Below are 21,388 nucleotides of genomic sequence, written 5' to 3'. Positions count from 1 at the left end.
ATGCCTAATTCCCAACGTCTTCGCCGCGGCCTTATGCTGATCGTTTCCTCGCCTTCGGGCGCGGGCAAGACCTCGCTGTGCCGCCGCCTGATGGCCGATCACGCCGACCTCGACCTGTCGATTTCTGTGACCACCCGCTCACCGCGTCCCGGTGAAAAGGACGGCCGCGAATATCACTTCATCAGCGACGCGGCGATGGACGATCTGGTCAAAAACGACGCCCTTCTGGAATGGGCGGCGGTGCACGACCACCGCTATGGCTCACCGCGCGAACCGGTGGAAAAAGCCCTGTCTCAGGGGCAGAACGTGCTGTTCGACATCGACTGGCAGGGGGCGCAGCGCATCTCGGCCAAGGCGCCGTCGGACGTGGTGCGCGTTTTCATCCTGCCGCCGTCGATGGAAGAACTGAAGCGCCGTCTCTATGCCCGCGCGCAAGACGCCGACGACGTCATCCAGCGCCGCCTCAGCCGCGCCAAGGGTGAGATCGCGCATTGGGCCGAATACGACTATGTCATCCTGAATGACGATTTCGACCGCTCCTATGCCGAGCTGGTGCATATCTATCATTCAGAAACGGCGCGCCGTTCACGTGGCCTGTGGATCGCGCCGTTTGTCGATGAACTGATGAGCGAGCCGCTTTAGGGTCAAACAAGAAAAGGGGCTCGCCCCCTTCACCCCGGAACAAAAAAGCCCTCCGACCGGTTCGGAGGGCTTTTTTACTTACTTTTGGGCCGGACTGGTTTCGAGCTTAAGATAGGCGATCAGGTTGTGGCGCTCCGTCTCGTCCTTAAGGCCCATAAAGCCCATCTTGGTGCCGGGTACGGTCGTTTGCGGATGGGTGATATAGTCGTCGAGCGTGGCGAAGTCCCACACGGCGTTGTGGCCCTTCATCGCGTCGCTATACTGATAATCGGCCTTGCTGCCCGATTTGCGCCCGAATACGCCGTAAAGGTTGGGGCCGACCATATTGGCCCCGCCTTCGACCAGCGTATGGCACGAGCGGCATTTGTTCCACGCCTTCTCACCCGCCTTGAGATCGGCCGTATTGTAGGGGGCGGGCAGGGTGGCGAGTTTGGCGGTGTTTTCGGCGTCTGAAGGCCCCTCGACCGCCGGCACATTAGCTTGCGTTGCAGCGGTTTCGCTTGCCGTCTCTGTGGGTTTGTCGCCGCAGCCCGAAAGGCACAGGGCAAGGGTCAGGGGGGCCAAAAACAAGGCTGCGCGCATTAAAATCTCCATCGGTTCACGTCAAGCGTTTAGCCGACACAGTGACTTTTGGCGAGAGGCGACTCTGCCCGTGCCTGTGACGCCTTGCCACAGGCAGAGGGGGCGGAAGAAGAAAAGGCCACGTCCGATAGAAGGCGTGACCTGCTTAAAATTCAACAGCTTTCGGTGAAAAGCTCAGGACCGACGGTAATTCTCGTCGATGTCCTGCGAGTTCAGGCGCTCCTCAGAACCGTCAATAAAGATGCGGTATTCGACGGCACCCGCCTTATTCACTTCGCCCTGCTCGATGCGATTGATCACCGCCGGGCCACCGTAACGCGCCACCAGTTCCGGATCGCGGATCAGGTGATTCACTGTCGGCATGGCGGCGAAGTCGAAATCGTCCGAGGCGAACACCTCCTCACCGGTATTGTTGTCGAAAAAGCGGTAGGCCAGTCCGGGCATGATCCATCTCCCATCTTGTGGTTGAGGGATCAGGATGCGCCCGGTCCGGTAAATAATCAATGCGCGCAATGCCGCAGGTGGGTTCGCCAATAGCGAAAGTGAAGTTTCAGAAAATGCGCCTGTCTATCTGTTTTTAGACGCGTTTTGAATATCGGCGGACAGTTGATCCACTCGCGCCGGGTCGGCGTCCCAGGCGAACATGAAGCGCGCCCCACCACCGATAAAGGTATAGTAGCGCCAGCCTTTGGCGCGCAGGGCGTCCAGAACAGCCTCTGGCGCCTTGAGGAAGACGGCATTGGCCTGCACGGCAAACATGGGCTCTATTTCCGGTAAACCGGAAATCTTATCAGCCAGTCGGCGGGCGCAGGCATTGGCGTGCTGACCGTTCCTCAGCCACGCCCCGTCCTTGATCATGCCCAGCCACGGCGCGGCCAGAAAGCGCATCTTGGAGGCCAGTTGCCCGGCCTGTTTGCAGCGATAGTCGAAATCCTGCGCCAGACCGCGATCAAAAAATAGAATAGCCTCGCCCACGCCCATGCCGTTCTTGGTGCCGCCGAAACACAAAACATCGACCCCGGCCTTCCACGTTATGTCCGCCGGGCTACAGTCGAGCGCCGCGCAGGCATTGGCAAAGCGCGCCCCGTCCATATGCAGGCGCAGACCCAGTTCGCGGCAGACGGCGGCAATGGCCTTCACTTCGTTGATGGTATAGACGAGGCCGGTTTCGGTGGGTTGGGTGATGGTGACGGCACGAGGCTTCGGGAAGTGGATGTCGGAGCGGCTGGTGGCCAGCGCGCGGATGGCCTCCGGCGTCAACTTGCCGTCGGTCGAGGCGGCCACCAGCAGTTTGGAGCCGTTGGAGAAGAATTCCGGTGCGCCGCATTCGTCGGTTTCGACGTGGGCCGAGGCGGAGCATATGACGCTGTGATAGGACTGACACAGAGACGCCAGGGCCAGCGAATTGGCCGCCGTTCCGTTGAAGGCGAAGAAGACCTCGGCCTCATGCTCGAACAGGTCGCGCAGGGCGTCCGCGGCGCGCTGCGTCCACGGGTCGTCGCCATAGGCGGGGACTGAGCCGGCATTGGCCTCGTGCATGGCGTTCCACGCTTCGGGGCAGATGCCGGCATAGTTGTCGCTGGCGAATTGCTGCGGCGCTAAGGTCGTGAGGGGCAGGGCGGTGTCCGGCATGGGGCGTCTCTCAGATAGAATGAGTTTTGCGACGCATGAGCCTTGGTCCCGTTGGTTGCCGGTTCGGCCGCATCTCCGTTTCCGGACGCCACCTTGCCGGGAAGGGCAGGTTGGCGTTAAGCGCGTCGCTTAACTCTGGATGCCCTTTCGCCTTAGCCGTTCATAAGCGTTTGCGCAAGCGAAAGTTTCTGCGGAAACCGGTGGCGGGACGCGATCCGGCCTCCCTTGAATATGGGTGGGAAAGTCCCACATTCAGCCTAGGTTCAGCCGAGGAATCGTCTAAGGTGAATGGTGAACCCCTGCGCAGACATTGCGCGTATATATCCGGAGAACGCGCCCTTTTTCTTTACGCAGGGTGGTCGTTGGACGCCCTTGGCGAGGCGCGCTGTCCGGCTCAGGAGTAAGTAATGTTTGATGTTCTGACCATACCCGTATTGCCTTTGAGGGATATCGTGGTGTTCCCGCACATGGTCGTGCCGCTGTTTGTCGGACGTGAAAAGTCCGTGCAGGCGCTCGATGAGGTGATGAAGGGCGACAAGCAGATCCTGCTGGCCACCCAGAAAAATTCCGGTGACGACGATCCCGAAGCCGACGCCATCTACGACATCGGCGTGCTGGCCAATGTGCTGCAATTGCTGAAACTGCCCGACGGCACGGTCAAGGTGCTGGTCGAAGGCAAGTCGCGCGCCAAGATCAAGCGCTTTACTGGCCGCAGCGAGTTCTATGAGGCCGAAGCCTATGCGCTGGAGCCTGCCGTGACGCAGGGGCCTGACCTCGAAGCGCTGGTGCGCGCCGTCACCGACCAGTTCGAAAACTACATCAAGCTCAACAAGAAGATTCCGCCGGAAGCCCTTCAGGCCCTGGCCGAAGTGTCGGAAGCCGACGTGCTGGCCGACTCGATTGCCGCGCATCTGGTCATCAAGATCGGCGAGAAGCAGCAGCTTCTGGAGCAGTTGGCGGTCGCCAAGCGTCTGGAGCAAATCTATGCCCTGATGGAAGGCGAGATCAGCGTCCTGCAGGTCGAAAAGAAGATCCGTTCGCGCGTCAAGCGTCAGATGGAAAAGACCCAGCGCGAATATTACCTCAACGAGCAGATGAAGGCCATTCAGCGCGAGCTGGGTGAGCAGGACGACGCCAAGGACGAGATCCTCGAACTCGAAAAGAAGATCAAGGCGACCAAGCTGAGCAAGGAAGCGCGCGCCAAGGCGATGTCGGAGCTGAACAAGCTGCGCCACATGTCGCCCATGTCGGCCGAATCGACCGTTGTGCGCAATTATCTGGACTGGCTGCTGGCCATTCCCTGGGTCGCGTCCAAGCCCAAGCCGATCGACCTCAGCAAGGCCGAAGACACGCTGGATGCCGATCATTACGGCCTTGAGAAGGTCAAGGAGCGCATCCTTGAGCATCTGGCCGTGCAGGCGCGCATGGGTACGCTTAAAGGCCCGATCCTGTGCCTTGTGGGCCCTCCGGGTGTGGGTAAGACGAGCCTGGGCAAGTCCATCGCCAAGGCGACCGGTCGCGAATTCGTGCGCATCAGCCTCGGCGGTGTGCGCGACGAATCGGAAATCCGGGGCCACCGCCGCACCTATATCGGCTCCATGCCGGGCAAGATCATCCAGTCGATGAAGAAGGCCAAGACGACCAACGCCTTCTTCCTGCTCGATGAAATCGACAAGATGGGGGCTGACTGGCGCGGCGACCCGGCCTCGGCCTTGCTCGAAGTGCTGGACCCGGCGCAGAATTCGACCTTCAACGACCATTATCTGGAGGTCGATTACGACCTGTCCAAGATCATGTTCGTGACGACGGCCAACTCGCTCAACATGCCGCAGCCCCTGCTGGACCGCATGGAGATCATCCGCATCCCCGGCTATACCGAGGATGAGAAGGTCGAAATCGCCAAGCGCCACATCCTGCCGTCTCTGGCCAAGGATCACGGCCTCAAAGGCGAGGAGTGGATCGTGCCGGAACAGGCCATCCGCGACCTGATCCGCTACTACACCCGTGAGGCGGGCGTGCGTTCGCTGGAGCGGGAACTGGGCAATCTGGCGCGCAAGACCATCCGTGACCTCGCCCGTGAGAAGGTCAGCTCGATCACGGTGGATGAGGCACGTCTGGCCAAATATGCCGGCGTGCGCAAATTCCACTATGGCGAAACCGATGAAACCGATCAGGTCGGTATCGTCACGGGCCTCGCCTGGACGGAATTCGGCGGCGACATCCTGACCATCGAAGCCATCAAAATGCCCGGCAAGGGCAATATGAAGGTCACCGGTAACCTCAAGGACGTGATGAAGGAATCCGTTTCGGCGGCCAATTCCTATGTCAAGGCGCTGGCGCCGAAGTTCGGCATCCTGCCGCCGGTCTTTGAACGCACCGATGTGCACGTCCACGTCCCGGAAGGCGCTACGCCCAAGGATGGCCCGTCGGCCGGTGTGGCCATGGTCACCGCCATGGTCTCGGTCCTGACCGGCATTCCGGTGCGCAAGGATATCGCCATGACCGGCGAAATCACCCTGCGTGGTCGCGTGCTGGCTATTGGCGGCCTGAAGGAAAAGCTGCTGGCAGCCCTGCGTTCAGGCGTCAGGACGGTGCTGATCCCCAAGGAGAACGAGAAGGACCTGACCGAACTGCCTGAGAATGTGAAGGCCGGTCTGGAGATCATTCCGGTCGGCCATGTCGAGCAGGTCCTGACCCACGCCCTGACCCGACCGCTTGAATCCATCGAGTGGGTGGAGCCGGTGATTCCGCCCCCCGCGGTGCCCGCTGCCGACGACGCAGACGGTCTCACGGCCCATTAAGCCGTAAGGGATAGCGCTATTTTGGCGTGCACTCGCCAAAACGGTTGAAAATAAAGAGCGGAATTTGTTGGCTAAGCGCCTCAAATTTCGCTCTTTTTTGTGTAAGTCCTTAAAAAAACTCGGTTTGCAGTGCAAAAAATGCGATTTCGCTTTTGACGAGCGGGGGTTTTTGTAGTCTCTATCGGGTCCACCCGCCGACGACTCGCTGAGTCCGACAGGGAACGGTTCACACAAATGCCCGTCATGGCGGGCAGGGAGAAACTTATGACGACCAAAGCTGAACTCGTGGCCGCCATTGCCGATCAGGCGGGCCTGACCAAGGAACAAGCCAAGAAGGCCGTTGATGCCTTCACCGATTCCGTCGTGGACGCCCTGAAAAAGGGTGAAGAAGTCCGCCTCGTCGGCTTCGGCACCTTCCTCGCTGTGAAGCGCGAAGCCGGCACGGCCCGTAACCCGCGCACCGGTGAAACCGTTTCGCGTCCGGCCTCGGTCACCGCGCGCTTCCGCGTCGGCGAAGGCCTGAAGAACGCCCTGAACGGCTAATATCACTCACAGAATTTAAGCCGAAACGGCTTGACTTCGGAACCGGAGGTTGGCATTGACCGGCCTCCGGTTTTTTATGTCCGGTCCCCTGTGGAGGGGCGATTAGCTCAGCTGGCAGAGCGGCTCGTTTACACCGAGTAGGTCGGCGGTTCGATCCCGTCATCGCCCACCATTTCCCCTTACATTCAGCGCACCGCCGCATTTTTGTTTGTTTGCTGTCGCAAACGGGGGTTCGATCCCGTCATCGCTTACCCTTTCTCCCACACATCGTACCGTTTTTGCGCGTCCAACGCGGCAAAGAAAAACCGGCCTGAGCGTTTTCAGGCCGGTCCGGTTTTTTAGTTTGTCGCCTTTTCGGCGTTACGTTTGATATTTTCGGCGGCTGGCTGATCGCCCAGTTCATCTGCGGCCTTGTCCACGCCCTGCGGCAGAGCCTCGACGGCATCGCCCATGCGCTCGGAACCGCTACGGTTGTCCTGCATCAGAAACACGGCACCGACCGCCAGAAGGGCGATCACGGCCACGCCGATCAGGATGAGAATGCTGTTTGTGCCCTTACCGGGGGCCGTTGTTGTGCTCGCCATAGGAAGGCTCCTCTGTCTCTTCGATGGACTGAGGATAGGTGTAAGCGTGAAAGCGCTCAGCACGGATAACAGCGGTGGCGAGTAGGAAGCGCATAAAAAAAACCGCCGGGGTTACCGGCGGTTTCTGCGGTCCGAACTGGAAGCGATCAAAACTGGAAGCGGGCGCGCAGCGACAGCGAAACGTTGTCGTAGGCGTCGTACTTTTCATATTCGGCTTCGATACCGAAATAGCTGTACTCGTTGGAGGCCGCAAGGCGCACACCCGCAATCGGCGCGCCGCCCTTGATGTCGCCGCCTTTGAGCGTGAACGGCGTAGCGGTGCCAAAACGCGCCACCGTATCGGCGATTTCCGCCGAGAAGTTGTTACGGTAGCCGACCCAGATTTCCGGACGGAACAGGGCGTTCTTGTTGGAGCGGCCGATATTCAGCAAGGCGGTGCCGCTGAAGATATGGCCGGTACGCTCATCCACCGACAGGTCGAACGCCGTGCCGCCGCCGGTTTCGGTATGGGCGTCTTCCTTCAGGCCGAAATAGTCGGCGCTGACCATGGGGGTCAGGCTCAGCCAGCCGGCATCGACGCTGTAGGAGGCCCCGATGCTGCCTGAATAGCTGACGCCCTTCCACTTGGCGGTCGAGCTGGCGATGAAGGCGGATTCGAGGATCTGACGCTTCGATTCGAAGTTGGCGTAGCCCACCCCGCCGCGCACCCAGCCTTTCAGGCCCGAACCGTTATCGAGGCGCCAATAGGCCCCAAGAGACAGGTCGGTCGAGCTGAGGTCTTCGTCCGGCGCGCCCAGAGTCCCCTTGGGGTTGGTGGCGGTGTAGGCCAGATAAAGACCGGCGGCCTGGGTTGAGGTAATGCCGCGTTCGACGCCGCCCGCAAAGGCAAAGCCGGTCGATTCGAAGCCCGTGACGTCTGTGCGGTCGCGATTGATCTGGAAGCCGTATTCCTGCGCCCAGTACTGGTTGACACCGGCTTGCGGGATGATCGACTGGCTGGCCATGGTGCGCGACAGGCCGTCATTGCTCTTGGACAGGGTCAGCAGCGTTTCGCCGGAATAGTCGGGCAGGAACGACAGATAGGCCTTGTTGAAACCTTCCGCCGTGGTCGGATCGAGCAGGGCGCGCGTGGCACTGGCATTGCCCTGGGCGGCGGTCATAATGGCATCGAAGGCCGCGAACTCATTGACCGACAGGGCGGTTTCGCTCTGCGTGCGCAGGCGGACATCGGCATAGAGCGTCGTATTCGCCGTATTGGTCGAAAGGGCGGCCTTGTACAGATAGGGGATATTGCTGTCGAGGCTGGCCGTATCAAGCGTGCCGAGCGTGATGTTCGAAGCAGTAAGAAGCGTATAGCGCGTCGCCGGTTTGACGATGCTCGACATACCAATCTGCACCTTGGCCCCGGTTTCAAAAACGGCGGCCCCGGAGGCGACGATTATGGGGGTGTTGGGATTGGCCGTATCCGGCACAAAGCGCAGCGTACCCTCCTTGCGCACATTCACCGTCGTGGCATTGAGCTTGGAACCGGTATCGAGATTGAGTGCGCCCTTCACGATGTCGAGCGACACCGTACCAGAGCCGGTCATCTTGCCGCCAACAATCCCGTTGGTGGTGATGCTCAGGCTGTTGCTGCCAGCGCCAAAGTCGATATTGCCGATGACGAAGCCGCCGTCGATCTTCACCACGTCATTGCCCGAGCCCAGACGGATATCGCCCGAGATGACGGGAGCGGCAACCGTATTGTCATCCGGCTTCAGGTCGGTCTGGACCAGGGTGACGCCGGTCGTATTGCCGCTCAGGTCGATGGCCACAGCCCGGTTGTCGGTCTTGTCAACGACTCCATTACCGTCGTCGTCGGTCTGCGTGATCGAGGCCGTGATATTGCCGGTATTGTTCAGGCGTACCAGCGTGTTCGAGCCATCAAAAATAGCGGTCGCGTTCGACTTTGAGCCCGTCGAAGCCGCGCTGATCGTGCCGCTGACATTGACTTCGGGCACCTTAGCCCCTGAGCCGATATAGAGGGCGTAGGCGGTTTCGTTCTTGGTGGAGCTGTTAGCGGCGCGCAGGGTGCCGCCCACATTAAAGGCATTGGCGACCGTACCGGCCAGAAGGTTGGCGGTCCGCGCTTCGGCCAGATAGGAAGAGGCCGAAACGGTGCCATTGATCAGGATGCCGTTTTCAAAGGTGACCGTGCGACCCATGCCGCCCGTTTCGATGGCCTTGGCGACCACGCCTTCGAATACGCCGGAAGAGGCGATGCTGCCGCGCACGACCAGGCCAAACTTCTGGTTCTTGTAGGTATCCGTCGCGGTCGTCGCGATGTTGATGGCGTTGAGGGTAATGTCCTGCGTGGCCGAACCGACCTTCAGGGCTGCCGCACCGCCATATTGCGACAGGCTGGCGGCACCATCGGCCGTGTCAGTGACGCCGTTGCCGTCTTCGTCATTATTGCGTTCGGCTTCCGCCTTGGACGCGTCAGTATCCGCAATGGTGGACTGAATCAGTATGCCCTTGGTGACATTGCCGGCGATATTGACCAGTGGTCCCGCCTGCAGTTTGTCTTCGGCCTGAAGCTTGTCCAGTGTTGCCTTGTCTGTCACTGTAGTCAGGCGGTAGCCGGTGCCTGCGACCGTGCCGTCCAGAATCAACGCGCCGGTGAGGTTGCTGGCGAGATTGAGCGCCGTGGCGTTCTCACCCTGAACCGTGGTGGAACCGCCGATGACGATATTGCCCGTGACACCGCCCTCAAACGAATAGGCACGTGCATTTGTGCCCACAACGGTTACCGTGCTGTCGGAGCTAAAATTACCTGTCAGGGCGTTTTCAAAGCGCACACCGTAGGAATTATTACCTTCGACCTGAATGGCGCTGGCCGAAGCGAGGCTGACATCACCAATAAAGGGCGTTGTACCGACCGACCGAATACCGTAGCGCCGCTCACCTTTGGCAAACACCCCATCGGCAATGCCATCCGTCGGAGAATCCGTATCCGTGGGGGTGTAATCGTCAGTGACCGTGATCTTGCCGGAGAGGGTCAGGCCACTGGTGCGGCCACCATCAATATAGATGCCCGTGGCGTCGTCGCCCGAAGACGACATGTCGATCGTGCCGACGACATTCACCTTGTTATTGGAATCAATGGTGATGGCGCGCGCATTGGCTGTCTTGAGCGTAATCGTGCCACCCGTATCCAACTTGATATCGTCTGCGGTGCCCGTCGTGGTCGCTGCGGAAGTCCTAACACCGTCCGTTTTTCCGGTATTGATCACAACTTCGGCCTGCGCCACACCTGCGGAAAGCGCGATGACCAGACCAAGGGCGGTGGCATTGAAGAGATGAGATTTGCGCATAGTCTCGCTTTCGCTCGTCGATTTGAATTCTCAGACAGAACAACGCGTCGCGTCATGCAATGGCGCGCCTGCCCCCAAAGAAACAATGTACTGGCGGCGTTTTCCCGCCTTTATGTCAGCGGCGACTCTTCGGGACGAATATGGGCTATTCTATGTCATTGCAGACATGCCGAGGCCCGTATGTGTCGTTTGCGTCAACCCTGTTTCGTCACAGACATACACGCGAAGACACAGATTTGCCTAATGCAAATTTTGCGCGAAGATGAATTTTAATGAAGGAAAAAGAGAGGATATGCGGGGCCACCTGAGAGAGTGTATCCTCCAGGTGGCGCGAGTGACGGGGCTCGAACCCGCGACCTTCGGCGTGACAGGCCGACACTCTAACCAACTGAGCTACACCCGCATTCCTGTTCGGGCAACGACGTCTGTGGATGCGAAGGCCACCGGCTTGCGTTACAAGGGGTGGCGCGAGTGACGGGGCTCGAACCCGCGACCTTCGGCGTGACAGGCCGACACTCTAACCAACTGAGCTACACCCGCATCCATACATTGTCGTTCTCTGCGTCAGGGCGTTAGCCCCGCCGAAGAGGTGCGCTAGATAGTGCGGGGCGCCCTGCGGTGTCAAGCGCCATATTGCGGAAAACCGTCAAAAAGCCATTTGGCTGTGGAAGACCGGGGAGGGGGTGAGAACGATTTTCAAGTGCAGAAAATTCGACGACATTTTTGGCATTTCCCCCGATTTTAGGCTTTTGAGTGTTTGAAGCGCGGCGCGAGGTGGTCTAATAGGCTCAGTTGAGTCTGTCCCCCGAACCTTTTGCGGTGCACCATCGGCGGGGCAGAGCCAAAAAGTGGGATCGTACAATGGAAGCCCTCCTTATAAAGTATCTGCCGATTGTGATTTTCTTCGGCATCGCCCTCGTCCTTGGGCTGGGGTTCATCGTCGCGGCGCTGGTTTTGGCGCCCAAGGCCCCCGACACCGAAAAGCTTTCGGCTTACGAATGCGGCTTCAACGCCTTCGACAGCGCGCGTCAGAAGTTTGACGTGCGATTCTATCTCGTCTCGATCCTCTTCATCATCTTCGACCTCGAAGTGGCCTTCCTCTTCCCGTGGGCGGTGTCGATGTTCGACCTGCCGCAGGCGGGCATGCAGTTTGCCTTCTGGTCGATGATGGTCTTTCTGGGCGTCCTGACGGTCGGCTTTATCTATGAGTGGAACAAAGGAGCCCTGGAATGGGAGTAATCATTCCTGCCGGTCAGGCTGGCCGCACTACGGTTGAGGGCTATGATCCCAAGGTCCACGACAAGTTCTTTGAGGCCGTGTCCTCGGAATTGAACGAAAAGGGCTTCCTTGTCGCTTCGGCGGACGATGTCATCACCTGGGCGCGCACCGGCTCGCTGATGTGGATGACCTTCGGTCTGGCCTGCTGCGCCGTGGAAATGATGCAGGCTTCGATGCCGCGTTACGACATGGAGCGCTTCGGCATGGCTCCGCGCGCCTCACCGCGTCAGTCGGACCTGATGATCGTTGCCGGCACCCTGACCAACAAGATGGCGCCGGCTCTGCGCAAGGTCTATGACCAGATGCCCGATCCGCGCTACGTCCTGTCGATGGGTTCATGTGCCAATGGCGGCGGCTATTACCACTATTCCTACAGCGTCGTGCGCGGCTGTGACCGCATCGTGCCGGTCGATGTCTATGTGCCGGGCTGCCCGCCGTCGGCCGAAGCGTTGCTCTACGGTCTTCTTCAGCTTCAGAAGAAGATCCGTCGCAACGGCACGATCCGCCGCTAAGAGGGATTTCACGCCATGTCAGAAGAAAAATTCCTCAAGATCGCCGAACAGGCCCGCGCCGACTTCAAGGAAGCGCTGATCGACGTCATCCACGCCTTTGGCGAGCTGACCCTGGTGGTTGAGCGTGAGCGCATCATCGAGGTGCTGACCAAGCTGCGCGCCGAGCCTTATCGCTTTCATCAGCTCATTGACCTGTGCGGGGCCGATTATCCGAAGCGGGAGCGTCGTTTCGACGTCGTTTATCACCTCTTGTCGCTGACGCAGAACCTGCGCCTGCGCGTCAAGGTGATGACCGATGAAACCGTGCCGGTACCCAGCGTGCGCAGCGTCTATCCGAACGCCGACTGGTACGAGCGCGAAGCCTTCGACATGTACGGCATGCTGTTTTCGGGTCAGCCGGACCTGCGCCGTATCCTGACCGACTATGGCTTCTCCGGTCATCCGCTGCGCAAGGACTTCCCGATGACGGGGCATGTCGAAGTGCGCTACGACGAAGAGCAGAAGCGCGTCGTGTACGAACCGGTCAAGCTGGTTCAGGAATTCCGTCGTTTCGACTTCCTGTCGCCATGGGAAGGGGCCTCCTACGTCCTTCCGGGCGATGAGAAGGCTGTCAATCCGAACAAGGCGTAGAGGGTTATCATGGCTGAAGACATCAAAACCCCGCTGTCCTCCTTTGTCGATCCCCGCACCGGGGCCTTCGAAGAGGTCGAGGCACGCGCCAGTTTCGACGACCGTAAGTTCACCATCAATTTCGGCCCGCAACACCCGGCGGCCCACGGCGTTCTGCGTCTGGTGCTCGACCTTGACGGGGAAATCGTCGAGCGCGTCGATCCGCATATCGGCCTGCTGCACCGCGGCACCGAAAAGCTGATGGAATATCGCACCTATCTGCAGAACACGCCCTATTTCGACCGCCTCGACTACGTGGCGCCGATGAATCAGGAGCACGCCTTCTGTCTGGCGATCGAGCGCCTTCTGGGCCTTGAAGTGCCCAAGCGCGCGCAACTGATTCGCGTGCTGTTCTCGGAAATCGGCCGTATCCTGTCGCACCTTCTGAACATCACGACTCAGGCCATGGACGTTGGCGCTCTGACGCCGCCGCTGTGGGGCTTTGAGGAGCGTGAGAAGCTGATGGTGTTCTATGAGCGCGCCTGCGGAGCGCGCCTGCACGCCAACTACTTCCGACCGGGCGGTGTCCATCAGGACCTGACGCCGGAACTGATCGACGATATCGAGCAATGGTGCAAGGCGTTCCCGCGCGCCCTGGCCGATATCGAATCTCTGGTCACGGAAAACCGCATCTTCAAGCAGCGCAATGTCGATATCGGCGTGGTCAGCAAGCAGGAAGCCTATGACTGGGGCTTTACCGGCGTCATGGTCCGCGGTTCGGGCATCGAGTGGGACCTGCGCAAGTCGCAGCCCTATGAATGCTATGACGAACTCGATTTCGACATCGTCATCGGCAAGAACGGCGACTGCTGGGATCGTTACCTCTGCCGCGTCGAAGAGATGCGTCAGGCCGTGAAGATCATGGAGCAGTGCGTTGAAAAACTTCGCGTAACCGGCGGTGAAGTGCTGGCTACCGATCACAAGATCACGCCGCCGCGCCGCGCCGAAATGAAGAATTCGATGGAAGCCCTGATCCATCACTTCAAGCTGTACACCGAAGGCTTCAAGACCCCGCCGGGCGAAGTCTATGCCGCCGTCGAAGCCCCCAAGGGTGAGTTTGGCGTCTATCTGGTGTCGGACGGCTCCAACAAGCCGTATCGCTGCAAGATCCGCGCACCGGGCTTTGCCCACCTTCAGGCGATGGACTGGATGAACCGTGGCCACCTGCTGGCCGATGTGTCGGCCATCCTGGGCTCGCTTGACATCGTGTTCGGGGAAGTGGACCGCTGATGCAGGGCTTTCAACTCCAAACCTGGCAAACCTTCCTGCTCGTCCTCGTGTTCCTGGCCGTGGCGCTGGGTCTGCGTCTGTGGCTGGCCAAGGCTGCGTGGGGCTATCACCCCGGCGGCATGAAGGGCTATTTGCAGGATCTGGTGCTGGAAACCGTCATTTCCTACGCGCCCATGCTGCTGATCATCTTCGGCGTCCGCATCTATATCGACGCCAATCCGCAGTATGGCCAATCCCCCATGGTGTTTGCCTCCATCGCTGTCGCCGTCGTGTCGATGATGGTCGCGCGGCGCATCCCGCTGGTCAAGGCGGCCAGCACGCGCATGATGAAGGCCCGCAATGATCGCTGGGAGGCTTATAAACAATGAGCCTTCCCGCCTATAATCCTACCGTATCCCAGATGAGAGAGGCCTGAGATGTCCGTTCGCCGTCTCGCCGCCGTTCAGCCGGATAGCTTTGCGTTCAAGCCGGAAACGCTTGAAAAGGCTAACTGGTGGATTGCCAAGTATCCCGAAAACCGCCGTCAGTCGGCGGTCATCCCCATCCTGTGGCTGATCCAGAAGCAGGAGGGATGGGTGTCGGAACCCGCCATCGCCGTCGTCGCCGAAATGCTCGGCATGGCGCGCATCCGCGTGTACGAAGTGGCCACCTTCTACACCATGTTCATGCTGGAGCCGGTGGGCTCGGCGGCGCTGATTCAGGTGTGCGGCACGACGCCGTGCCAGTTGCGCGGCTCTGAGGCCCTGATGAAGGTGTGCAAGGACAAGATCGGCCCGAAGGACAAGCTGTCGGCCGATGGCAAGTTCTACTGGCAGGAGGTCGAATGCCTCGGTGCCTGCACCAACGCCCCGATGGCGCAGATCAACGACTATTTCTACGAAGACCTGACGCCGGACAATCTGGCCCAGATCATCGACGATTTCGCGGCGGGTAAGACGCCGAAGACCGGTCCGTACAATGGCCGCTTCACGTCCGAACCGCTGGGCGGCGCAATCACGCTGAAAGACCCGTCGCTCTATGACGGTTCGGCGGCCAAACCGCTCAAAATCCCCAATGCTCCGGAAGCGGAGGTCAAGGCGTAATCATGGTGGGTATTCTCGAAGACAAGGACCGCATCTTTACCAACCTCTATGGCTTCCATGACTGGGGCCTTGAGGGGGCAAAGCAACGCGGCTGCTGGAACGCGACTAGGGACATCCTGTCCTACGGGCGCGACTGGATCATCACCAATGTGAAGAATTCGGGTCTGCGTGGGCGCGGCGGCGCGGGCTTCTCGACCGGTCTGAAGTGGTCCTTCATGCCGAAGGAGGTTAAGGATCGTCCGCACTATCTGGTCGTCAATGCCGACGAGTCGGAACCGGGCACCTGTAAAGACCGCGAAATCATGCGCCACGATCCGCACCTGCTGATCGAAGGCTGCCTGATCGCGTCTTTCGCCATGCAGGCGCACGCCTGCTATATCTATATTCGTGGTGAGTATGTGTTCGAGCGCGAGCGTCTCGAAGCGGCGATCAAGCAGGCCTATGAGGCGAAGCTGGTCGGCAAGAATAACGTCCACGGCTGGGATTTCGACATCTATGTCCACCACGGTGGCGGGGCCTATATCTGCGGCGAAGAAACCGCGCTTCTGGAATCGCTGGAAGGCAAGAAGGGCCAGCCGCGTCTGAAGCCGCCGTTCCCGGCCGGTGCCGGCCTCTATGGCTGCCCGACGACGGTGAATAATGTGGAATCCATTGCGGTTGTCGGCACGATTCTGCGTCGTGGCGCGGCGTGGTTTGCCGGTTTCGGCGCGCAAAACAATACCGGCACCAAGCTGTTCTGCATTTCGGGCCACGTTGAGCGGCCCTGCAATGTCGAAGAGGCCATGTCGATCCCCTTCCGTCAGTTGATCGAAGATCACTGCGGCGGCATCCGGGGCGGTTGGGGCAATCTGAAAGCCGTCATTCCGGGCGGCTCGTCTGTGCCGATGATCCCGGCCGAACAGTGCGAAAACATGCCGATGGATTTCGACACCCTGCGCGGTCTGGGCTCTGGCCTCGGCACGGCGGCGGTGATCGTGATGGACAAATCGACCGACCTGATCAAGGCCATTGCGCGTCTCAGCTACTTCTACAAGCACGAATCCTGCGGTCAGTGCACGCCCTGCCGCGAAGGCACGGGCTGGATGTGGCGCGTGATGGAGCGCATGGCCAAGGGCGACGCCGATCCCAAGGAAATCGACATCCTGCTGGATGTGACCAAGCAGGTCGAAGGCCACACCATCTGTGCGCTGGGCGACGCGGCGGCCTGGCCGATTCAGGGCCTGATCCGGCACTTCCGTCACGAAATTGAAGATCGTATCGCGCAATATCGTTCGTCGAAGGGCAACTTCGCTGGGCATTCGATTGCGGCAGAGTAGGGGACGGTCATGCGGGGCAAGGTACTCTCATTCAGCGACGCCACGGGTCAGGGCCTGATCAGTGGCGATGACGGTCAGCGCTACAGCTTTTCGCGCGCCGATCTGATGGGCGGTGCCCGCTCCGTGGCGGCCGGTATGGCGGTGGATTTCGAGGGCTCTGAAGGCGTCGCCGTCAGCGTCTATGTCATCAAGTCCGGCATCCCTGACAAGAACAAATGGGTGGCGGCCCTCCTGACCTTCTTCTTCGGGATCTGGGGCATCCACAAATTCTATCTCGGCAAGACCAATGCCGGCATCATCATGCTCGCTTGCGGCACGATTGGCTGGTTCCTGATCCTGCCGGGTCTGGCGGTGGCGTTCATCTCGTTCATCGAGCTGATCATCTACCTGTTCAAGTCCGAACAGCAGTTCCACGAAGACTATGTCGCTGGCGACAAGTCTTGGTTCTGACGGTTTGGAATGCTTTTTTTGTATGAGGTTTGAGGCAGATGCCGATAGCTAAAGTCAATGGTGTCGAGGTCGAGTTCGAACCCGGCATGACCGTGCTTCAGGTGGCGGAGCTGGCGGGTGAGGAAATTCCCCGTTTCTGCTACCATGAGCGCCTGTCGATCGCCGGCAACTGCCGCATGTGCCTCGTCGAGGTGAAGCCGGGACCGCCGAAGCCGCAGGCTTCGTGTGCTCTGCCCGCAGCTGACGGTCAGGAAATCTTCACCAACACGCCGATGGTCAAGGAGGCGCGCGAAGGGGTGATGGAGTTCCTGCTCATCAACCACCCGCTCGACTGCCCGATCTGCGATCAGGGCGGCGAATGCGATCTTCAGGATCAGGCCATGGGCTATGGTCGCGATGGCTCGCGCTATCAGGAAAACAAGCGCGCCGTCGAAGAAAAGTACCTTGGGCCGACGATCAAGACCTTCATGACGCGCTGCATCCAGTGCACGCGCTGCGTCCGCTTCTCGACCGAAGTGGCCGGTGTCACCGAAATGGGGATGATTTCGCGGGGGGAAAACGCCGAAATCACCTCCTATCTCGAACAGGCCGTGTCGTCGGAACTGTCGGGTAATCTCAATGACCTGTGCCCGGTCGGGGCCCTGACGCACAAGCCGTGGTCGTTCAACTATCGTCCGTGGGAACTGCAAAAGGTCGAAACCATCGACGTGCACGACGCCCTTGGCGCGCACATCCGTATCGACTACCGCGGTTCGACCGTCCTGCGCGCCCTGCCGCGCCTGAAGGACGACATCAACGAGGAATGGCTGTCGGACAAGTCGCGCTACGCCGTCGATGGTTTGAGCCGTCAGCGTCTCGACCGTCCCTATGTGCGCAAGAACGGCAGCCTGACCCCGGCCTCGTGGGATGAGGCGCTGGACGTTGTGGCGGGCAAGCTGCAAGCGACGTCTGCGGACAAGATCGGCGTGATCGCCGGCGACCTTCAGGACGCCGAAAGCCTGAAAGCGGCCAAGGACCTGTTCACCTCGCTGGGCGTGAAGAACCTCGATTGCCGTCAGGCGGGCGAAGCTTTCGGTCCGGTTTCCGCCAACACGCCGCGCGAAGCCTGGCTGTTCAATTCCGGCATTGCCGGGATCGAAGAGGCCGATGTTATCCTGCTTATCGGCACCAATCCGCGCCTCGAAGCGCCGCTGATCAATGCGCGCATCCGCAAGTCGTGGCTGAAGGGCAAGACGCAGGTCGCCGTGATCGGCGAAGCCTGTGATCTGACCTATGATTACACGCACTTAGGAACCGGCGCGAAGGCGCTGAAAGACTTTAAGAAATCAGCTTTCCGCGATCTCTTGAAGGATGCGAAGAAGCCCGCGGTCCTGATCGGTTCCGGCGCGGTGTCGGGCGAAGAGGGCGCCGCCGTGCTGGCCCTGATCGCCAGCGAAATTCTCAAGCCCTACACTGTGGTGCGCGACGACTGGAACGGATTCAACATCGTGCATCAGGCCGCTGCGCGCGTTGGCGGTCTCGACCTCGGTTTCGTGCCGGGTGAGGGCGGGCTGGACACCCAAGGTATCCTGAACGCTAAGCTGGACGTCGTGGTGCTGCTGGGTGCCGACGAGATCGACACGGCCAAGCTCAAGGGGTCGTTCGTGGTCTATGTCGGCTCGCATGGCGATGCCGGGGCCTCGGCGGCCGACGTCATCCTGCCGGGTGCGGCCTACACCGAAAAGTCGGGCCTCTACGTCAATATGGAAGGCCGCGTGCAGATTTCCGAACGCGCCGTCTTCCCGAAGGGCGAGGCCAAAGAGGACTGGGCCATCTTCCGCGCCCTGTCGGCCAGGCTGGGCAAGACCCTGCCTTACGACAGCCTGTCGGACCTGCGCCACGCCCTGATCACCGATCATCCGACCTTTGGCCGCATCGACGCGCGCCCGACGCCCAAGGCGTTCGACGTGGCGATACTGGGGGCCAAGGGCGAGATCACCGGCGAAACCTTCGCCAGCACTATCAAAGACTTCTACCTGACCAACCCCATCGCGCGGGCGTCCGTGGCCATGGCCGATATTTCGGCCACCCGGTCCGGTCCGGTGAGCCTGGCGGCGGAGTAAGAGCATATGACAGACGCTAATTTCTGGGCCGGTCCGTGGGGCTGGACGATCATCACCATCGGGCAGGCTCTCGCCGTTATCGTCGGCGTGATGGTCTCTCTGGCCTTCCTGCTGTGGGGTGACCGCAAGGTGTGGGCCGGCGTGCAGATGCGCAAAGGACCGAACGTCGTCGGTCCCTTCGGCCTGATGCAGTCCTTCGCCGACTTCTTCAAGTTCGTGCTGAAAGAAGTGATCATCCCCGCCGGGGCTGATAAGCCGGTCTTCCTGATCGCGCCGCTTCTGACCTTCGTTCTGGCCTTCATGTCGTGGGCGGTCATTCCGTTTGCGCCGGGCTGGGTGGTGTCGAACATCAATGTCGGCATCCTTTACCTGTTCGCCATTTCGTCGCTCGGTGTCTATGGCATTATCATGGGCGGCTGGGCGTCCAACTCGAAATACCCCTTCCTCGGCGGCCTGCGTTCCGCCGCGCAGATGGTGTCCTACGAAGTGTCGCTGGGCTTCATCATCATCACGGTTGTGCTGCTGGCCGGGTCGATGAACCTGTCGGATATCGTCAACAAGCAGGCGGGGGGCTTCTGGAACTGGAACTTCCTCGGCGGCGGCGGGCTTCTGGGCCTCGGTATCATCAAGCTGCCGGTCATGTTCGGCATGATGGTTATGTTCTACATTTCGGCTCTGGCCGAAACCAACCGTCCGCCGTTCGACCTGCCCGAAGCCGAATCCGAACTGGTCGCCGGTTATCAGGTCGAATATTCCTCGACGCCGTACCTGCTGTTCATGATCGGTGAATACGCCAACATCGTGCTGATGTGCGCTATGATTACCATCCTGTTCTTTGGCGGCTGGCAATCGCCCATCCCGATGGATTCGATCATTGCCCCCGGTACTCTGGCCTACACCCTGATCAGCCTCGGCTGGTTCATCGTCAAGGTGGTGTTCTGGTTCATCATGTTCGCCATCGCCAAGGCCATCGTCCCGCGCTACCGCTACGATCAGCTGATGCGTCTGGGCTGGAAGGTCTTTCTGCCCCTGTCTCTCGTTGCCGTCGTTATCATCGCGGCCTACCAGGTTTTCGGAGGTAATTTCGCATGATCGGCCGTCTTGTCCAAGCCGCCAAGGGCGCGCTGCTGCTTGACTTCGTCGGGGCCACGGGCCTTGCCGTGAAATATATGTTCAAGCCGAAGAAGACCATCAACTACCCGTTCGAGAAGGGGCCGATCAGCCCGCGTTTCCGCGGTGAACACGCCCTGCGTCGCTATCCCAACGGCGAAGAACGCTGCATCGCTTGTAAGCTGTGCGAAGCCATTTGCCCGGCCCAGGCCATCACCATCGAGGCCGAACCGCGCGAAGACGGGTCGCGCCGCACGACGCGCTACGACATCGACATGGTGAAGTGCATCTATTGTGGCCTGTGTCAGGAAGCCTGTCCGGTCGATGCCATCGTCGAAGGCCCGAACTTCGAATTCGCCACCGATACGCGCGAAGAACTGTACTACGACAAGTCGAAGCTGCTGGCCAATGGCGACCGCTGGGAGCGCGAGATTGCACGCGCCCTCGAACTGGACGCGCCTTACCGCTGATCGAGCGTGTGAATATCCACCGATTCCGTAAGGATATGACTTGCGGGATCACAGTCTGAGGGGCTAGGGAGCGATCCCGAACCCGCAAAGTAGAGAAGGGGCGGAGGTCCCGATCATGCTGGCAATAGCCTTTTACATTCTGGCGGCCGTGACCGTCGTATCGGGGGCGCTGGTGATTACCGCGCGCAACCCGGTGCACTCGGTGCTGTTTCTGATCCTCGCCTTCTTTTCGGCGGCGGGCCTGTTCGTCCTGATGGGGGCGGAGTTCCTCGCCATGCTGCTGGTCGTCGTCTATGTCGGCGCGGTGGCGGTCCTCTTCCTCTTCGTCGTCATGATGCTGGATGTGGACTTCACCAAGCTGCGGCAGGGCTTCGCCAACTACCTCCCCATCGGCATGGTGGTCGGTATTCTTCTGCTGATCGAGCTGATCATGATCTCCTCGGCGGTGGCGCAGCGCGGCGCCGCGGCGGGTCAATCGCCTCAGGTCTATGGCGCAGAGATGAGCAATATCGAAGCCATCGGTCGCGTGCTCTACACAGATTACGTCTATGTCTTCCAGGCGGCGGGCCTGGTGCTTCTGGTGGCCATGATCGGCGCCATCGTGCTGACGCTCCAGCACCGCACCTATGTCAAGCGTCAGGACATCCACACCCAGGTGACGCGCCGCCGCAAGGACGCCGTGGCCATCGTCAAGGTCAAAACCGGCGAAGGAATCAAGGAATGACTATCGGTCTTGAACACTATCTGATCGTTTCGGCCATCCTGTTCACCATCGGGGTGTTCGGCATCTTCATGAACCGCCGCAACATCATCATCATCCTGATGTCGATCGAACTGATCCTGCTCGCGGTCAATATCAACTTCGTCGCCTTCTCGACGCACCTGCATAATGTGCAGGGTCAGATCATGGCGATGTTCGTCCTCACCGTTGCGGCTGCGGAAGCGGCGGTCGGTCTGGCTATTCTTGTGACGTTCTTCCGTAACCGCGGTGACATCGAAGTCGATGACGCCAGCATGATGAAGGGCTAAGGG

21 protein-coding genes, 3 tRNA genes and 1 riboswitch are annotated in these 21,388 nt (G+C 60.1%); of the genes, 17 read left to right on the top strand and 7 right to left on the bottom strand.

The window, feature by feature from the left end:
- Positions 1-642, top strand: a complete 642-nt coding sequence (gmk, locus tag ACK8OE_RS11160) for a guanylate kinase (RefSeq protein ID WP_013480255.1) — start codon at positions 1-3, stop codon at positions 640-642.
- Positions 643-720: 78 nt separating this feature from the next.
- On the opposite strand, the gene ACK8OE_RS11155 is transcribed toward gmk, so the two are convergent.
- From ACK8OE_RS11155 to ACK8OE_RS11145, 3 genes are all read right to left on the bottom strand, one after another.
- Complete coding sequence (locus ACK8OE_RS11155; protein WP_410272571.1) at positions 721-1,224, bottom strand: c-type cytochrome; 504 nt, start codon at positions 1,222-1,224, stop codon at positions 721-723.
- A 174-nt stretch (positions 1,225-1,398) separates the two neighbouring features.
- Positions 1,399-1,668, bottom strand: a complete 270-nt coding sequence (locus ACK8OE_RS11150; RefSeq protein ID WP_290794963.1) for a hypothetical protein — start codon at positions 1,666-1,668, stop codon at positions 1,399-1,401.
- Positions 1,669-1,791: 123 nt separating this feature from the next.
- Entirely contained in the window at positions 1,792-2,856 is a 1,065-nt protein-coding gene (locus ACK8OE_RS11145) for a threonine aldolase family protein (protein WP_410272570.1), read from the bottom strand.
- A 41-nt stretch (positions 2,857-2,897) separates the two neighbouring features.
- Positions 2,898-3,004: riboswitch (SAM-I-IV-variant riboswitch) on the bottom strand.
- Positions 3,005-3,263: 259 nt separating this feature from the next.
- Here ACK8OE_RS11145 and lon point away from each other — a divergent pair.
- The 3 genes from lon to ACK8OE_RS11130 all read left to right on the top strand — a co-directional run bounded on the left by lon (position 3,264) and on the right by ACK8OE_RS11130 (position 6,372).
- On the top strand, positions 3,264-5,657 hold the full coding sequence (lon, locus tag ACK8OE_RS11140) for an endopeptidase La (protein ID WP_410272569.1): 2,394 nt from the start codon (positions 3,264-3,266) through the stop codon (positions 5,655-5,657).
- A gap of 264 nt (positions 5,658-5,921) precedes the next feature.
- Positions 5,922-6,200: an HU family DNA-binding protein gene (locus ACK8OE_RS11135; protein ID WP_013480260.1), complete on the top strand. Its 279-nt coding sequence runs from the start codon at positions 5,922-5,924 to the stop codon at positions 6,198-6,200.
- A gap of 96 nt (positions 6,201-6,296) precedes the next feature.
- A tRNA-Val gene (locus ACK8OE_RS11130) sits at positions 6,297-6,372 on the top strand.
- Positions 6,373-6,538: 166 nt separating this feature from the next.
- Here ACK8OE_RS11130 and ACK8OE_RS11125 read toward each other — a convergent pair.
- The 4 genes from ACK8OE_RS11125 to ACK8OE_RS11110 all read right to left on the bottom strand — a co-directional run bounded on the left by ACK8OE_RS11125 (position 6,539) and on the right by ACK8OE_RS11110 (position 10,677).
- Positions 6,539-6,784: a hypothetical protein gene (locus ACK8OE_RS11125; protein WP_410272568.1), complete on the bottom strand. Its 246-nt coding sequence runs from the start codon at positions 6,782-6,784 to the stop codon at positions 6,539-6,541.
- 146 nt (positions 6,785-6,930) lie between these two features.
- Complete coding sequence (locus ACK8OE_RS11120) at positions 6,931-10,137, bottom strand: autotransporter domain-containing protein (RefSeq protein WP_410272567.1); 3,207 nt, start codon at positions 10,135-10,137, stop codon at positions 6,931-6,933.
- 326 nt (positions 10,138-10,463) lie between these two features.
- Positions 10,464-10,540, bottom strand: a tRNA-Asp gene (locus ACK8OE_RS11115).
- Between the two features lie 60 nt (positions 10,541-10,600).
- A tRNA-Asp gene (locus ACK8OE_RS11110) sits at positions 10,601-10,677 on the bottom strand.
- Positions 10,678-10,998: 321 nt separating this feature from the next.
- On the opposite strand from ACK8OE_RS11110, the gene ACK8OE_RS11105 reads away from it, so the two are divergent.
- The 13 genes from ACK8OE_RS11105 to nuoK all read left to right on the top strand — a co-directional run bounded on the left by ACK8OE_RS11105 (position 10,999) and on the right by nuoK (position 21,385).
- On the top strand, positions 10,999-11,376 hold the full coding sequence (locus tag ACK8OE_RS11105; protein WP_410272566.1) for an NADH-quinone oxidoreductase subunit A: 378 nt from the start codon (positions 10,999-11,001) through the stop codon (positions 11,374-11,376).
- On the top strand, positions 11,367-11,927 hold the full coding sequence (locus tag ACK8OE_RS11100) for a NuoB/complex I 20 kDa subunit family protein (RefSeq protein ID WP_126423697.1): 561 nt from the start codon (positions 11,367-11,369) through the stop codon (positions 11,925-11,927). The genes ACK8OE_RS11105 and ACK8OE_RS11100 overlap by 10 nt, the downstream gene beginning before the upstream one ends.
- Before the next feature lie 15 nt (positions 11,928-11,942).
- The gene (locus ACK8OE_RS11095) at positions 11,943-12,557 is read left to right on the top strand and encodes an NADH-quinone oxidoreductase subunit C (RefSeq protein WP_410272565.1); all 615 of its coding nucleotides are present in this window, start codon (positions 11,943-11,945) and stop codon (positions 12,555-12,557) included.
- A gap of 9 nt (positions 12,558-12,566) precedes the next feature.
- Positions 12,567-13,826 carry an NADH-quinone oxidoreductase subunit D gene (locus ACK8OE_RS11090; RefSeq protein ID WP_410272564.1) on the top strand — a complete coding sequence of 420 codons (1,260 nt, stop codon included), beginning with the start codon at positions 12,567-12,569 and terminating at the stop codon, positions 13,824-13,826.
- Positions 13,826-14,194, top strand: coding sequence for a hypothetical protein (locus tag ACK8OE_RS11085; RefSeq protein ID WP_290794987.1), 369 nt, complete (start codon positions 13,826-13,828; stop codon positions 14,192-14,194). Before ACK8OE_RS11090 ends, ACK8OE_RS11085 begins: the two co-directional genes overlap by 1 nt.
- Positions 14,195-14,242: 48 nt before the next feature.
- Complete coding sequence (gene nuoE / locus ACK8OE_RS11080) at positions 14,243-14,908, top strand: NADH-quinone oxidoreductase subunit NuoE (protein WP_410272563.1); 666 nt, start codon at positions 14,243-14,245, stop codon at positions 14,906-14,908.
- Between the two features lie 2 nt (positions 14,909-14,910).
- Positions 14,911-16,224 (top strand): NADH-quinone oxidoreductase subunit NuoF, encoded by a 1,314-nt coding sequence (gene nuoF / locus ACK8OE_RS11075; RefSeq protein WP_126423702.1) that lies wholly within the window; start codon positions 14,911-14,913, stop codon positions 16,222-16,224.
- 9 nt (positions 16,225-16,233) lie between these two features.
- The gene (locus ACK8OE_RS11070) at positions 16,234-16,674 is read left to right on the top strand and encodes an NINE protein (protein WP_126423703.1); all 441 of its coding nucleotides are present in this window, start codon (positions 16,234-16,236) and stop codon (positions 16,672-16,674) included.
- 38 nt (positions 16,675-16,712) lie between these two features.
- Positions 16,713-18,776, top strand: coding sequence for an NADH-quinone oxidoreductase subunit NuoG (gene nuoG, locus ACK8OE_RS11065; RefSeq protein WP_410272562.1), 2,064 nt, complete (start codon positions 16,713-16,715; stop codon positions 18,774-18,776).
- A 6-nt stretch (positions 18,777-18,782) separates the two neighbouring features.
- Positions 18,783-19,868, top strand: a complete 1,086-nt coding sequence (nuoH, locus tag ACK8OE_RS11060; RefSeq protein ID WP_126423705.1) for an NADH-quinone oxidoreductase subunit NuoH — start codon at positions 18,783-18,785, stop codon at positions 19,866-19,868.
- Complete coding sequence (gene nuoI / locus ACK8OE_RS11055) at positions 19,865-20,356, top strand: NADH-quinone oxidoreductase subunit NuoI (RefSeq protein WP_013480274.1); 492 nt, start codon at positions 19,865-19,867, stop codon at positions 20,354-20,356. The genes nuoH and nuoI overlap by 4 nt, the downstream gene beginning before the upstream one ends.
- Before the next feature lie 115 nt (positions 20,357-20,471).
- Positions 20,472-21,080, top strand: coding sequence for an NADH-quinone oxidoreductase subunit J (locus ACK8OE_RS11050; protein WP_126423706.1), 609 nt, complete (start codon positions 20,472-20,474; stop codon positions 21,078-21,080).
- The gene (gene nuoK / locus ACK8OE_RS11045) at positions 21,077-21,385 is read left to right on the top strand and encodes an NADH-quinone oxidoreductase subunit NuoK (protein ID WP_013480276.1); all 309 of its coding nucleotides are present in this window, start codon (positions 21,077-21,079) and stop codon (positions 21,383-21,385) included. Before ACK8OE_RS11050 ends, nuoK begins: the two co-directional genes overlap by 4 nt.
- Positions 21,386-21,388: the final 3 nt, after the last annotated feature.

Origin of the sequence: Asticcacaulis sp. W401b, from assembly GCF_046503825.1 — a bacterium.
GTDB lineage: Bacteria > Pseudomonadota > Alphaproteobacteria > Caulobacterales > Caulobacteraceae > Asticcacaulis.
Note: the sequence above shows the minus strand (reverse complement) of the source record. Positions and strands in the feature narration are given on the sequence as shown.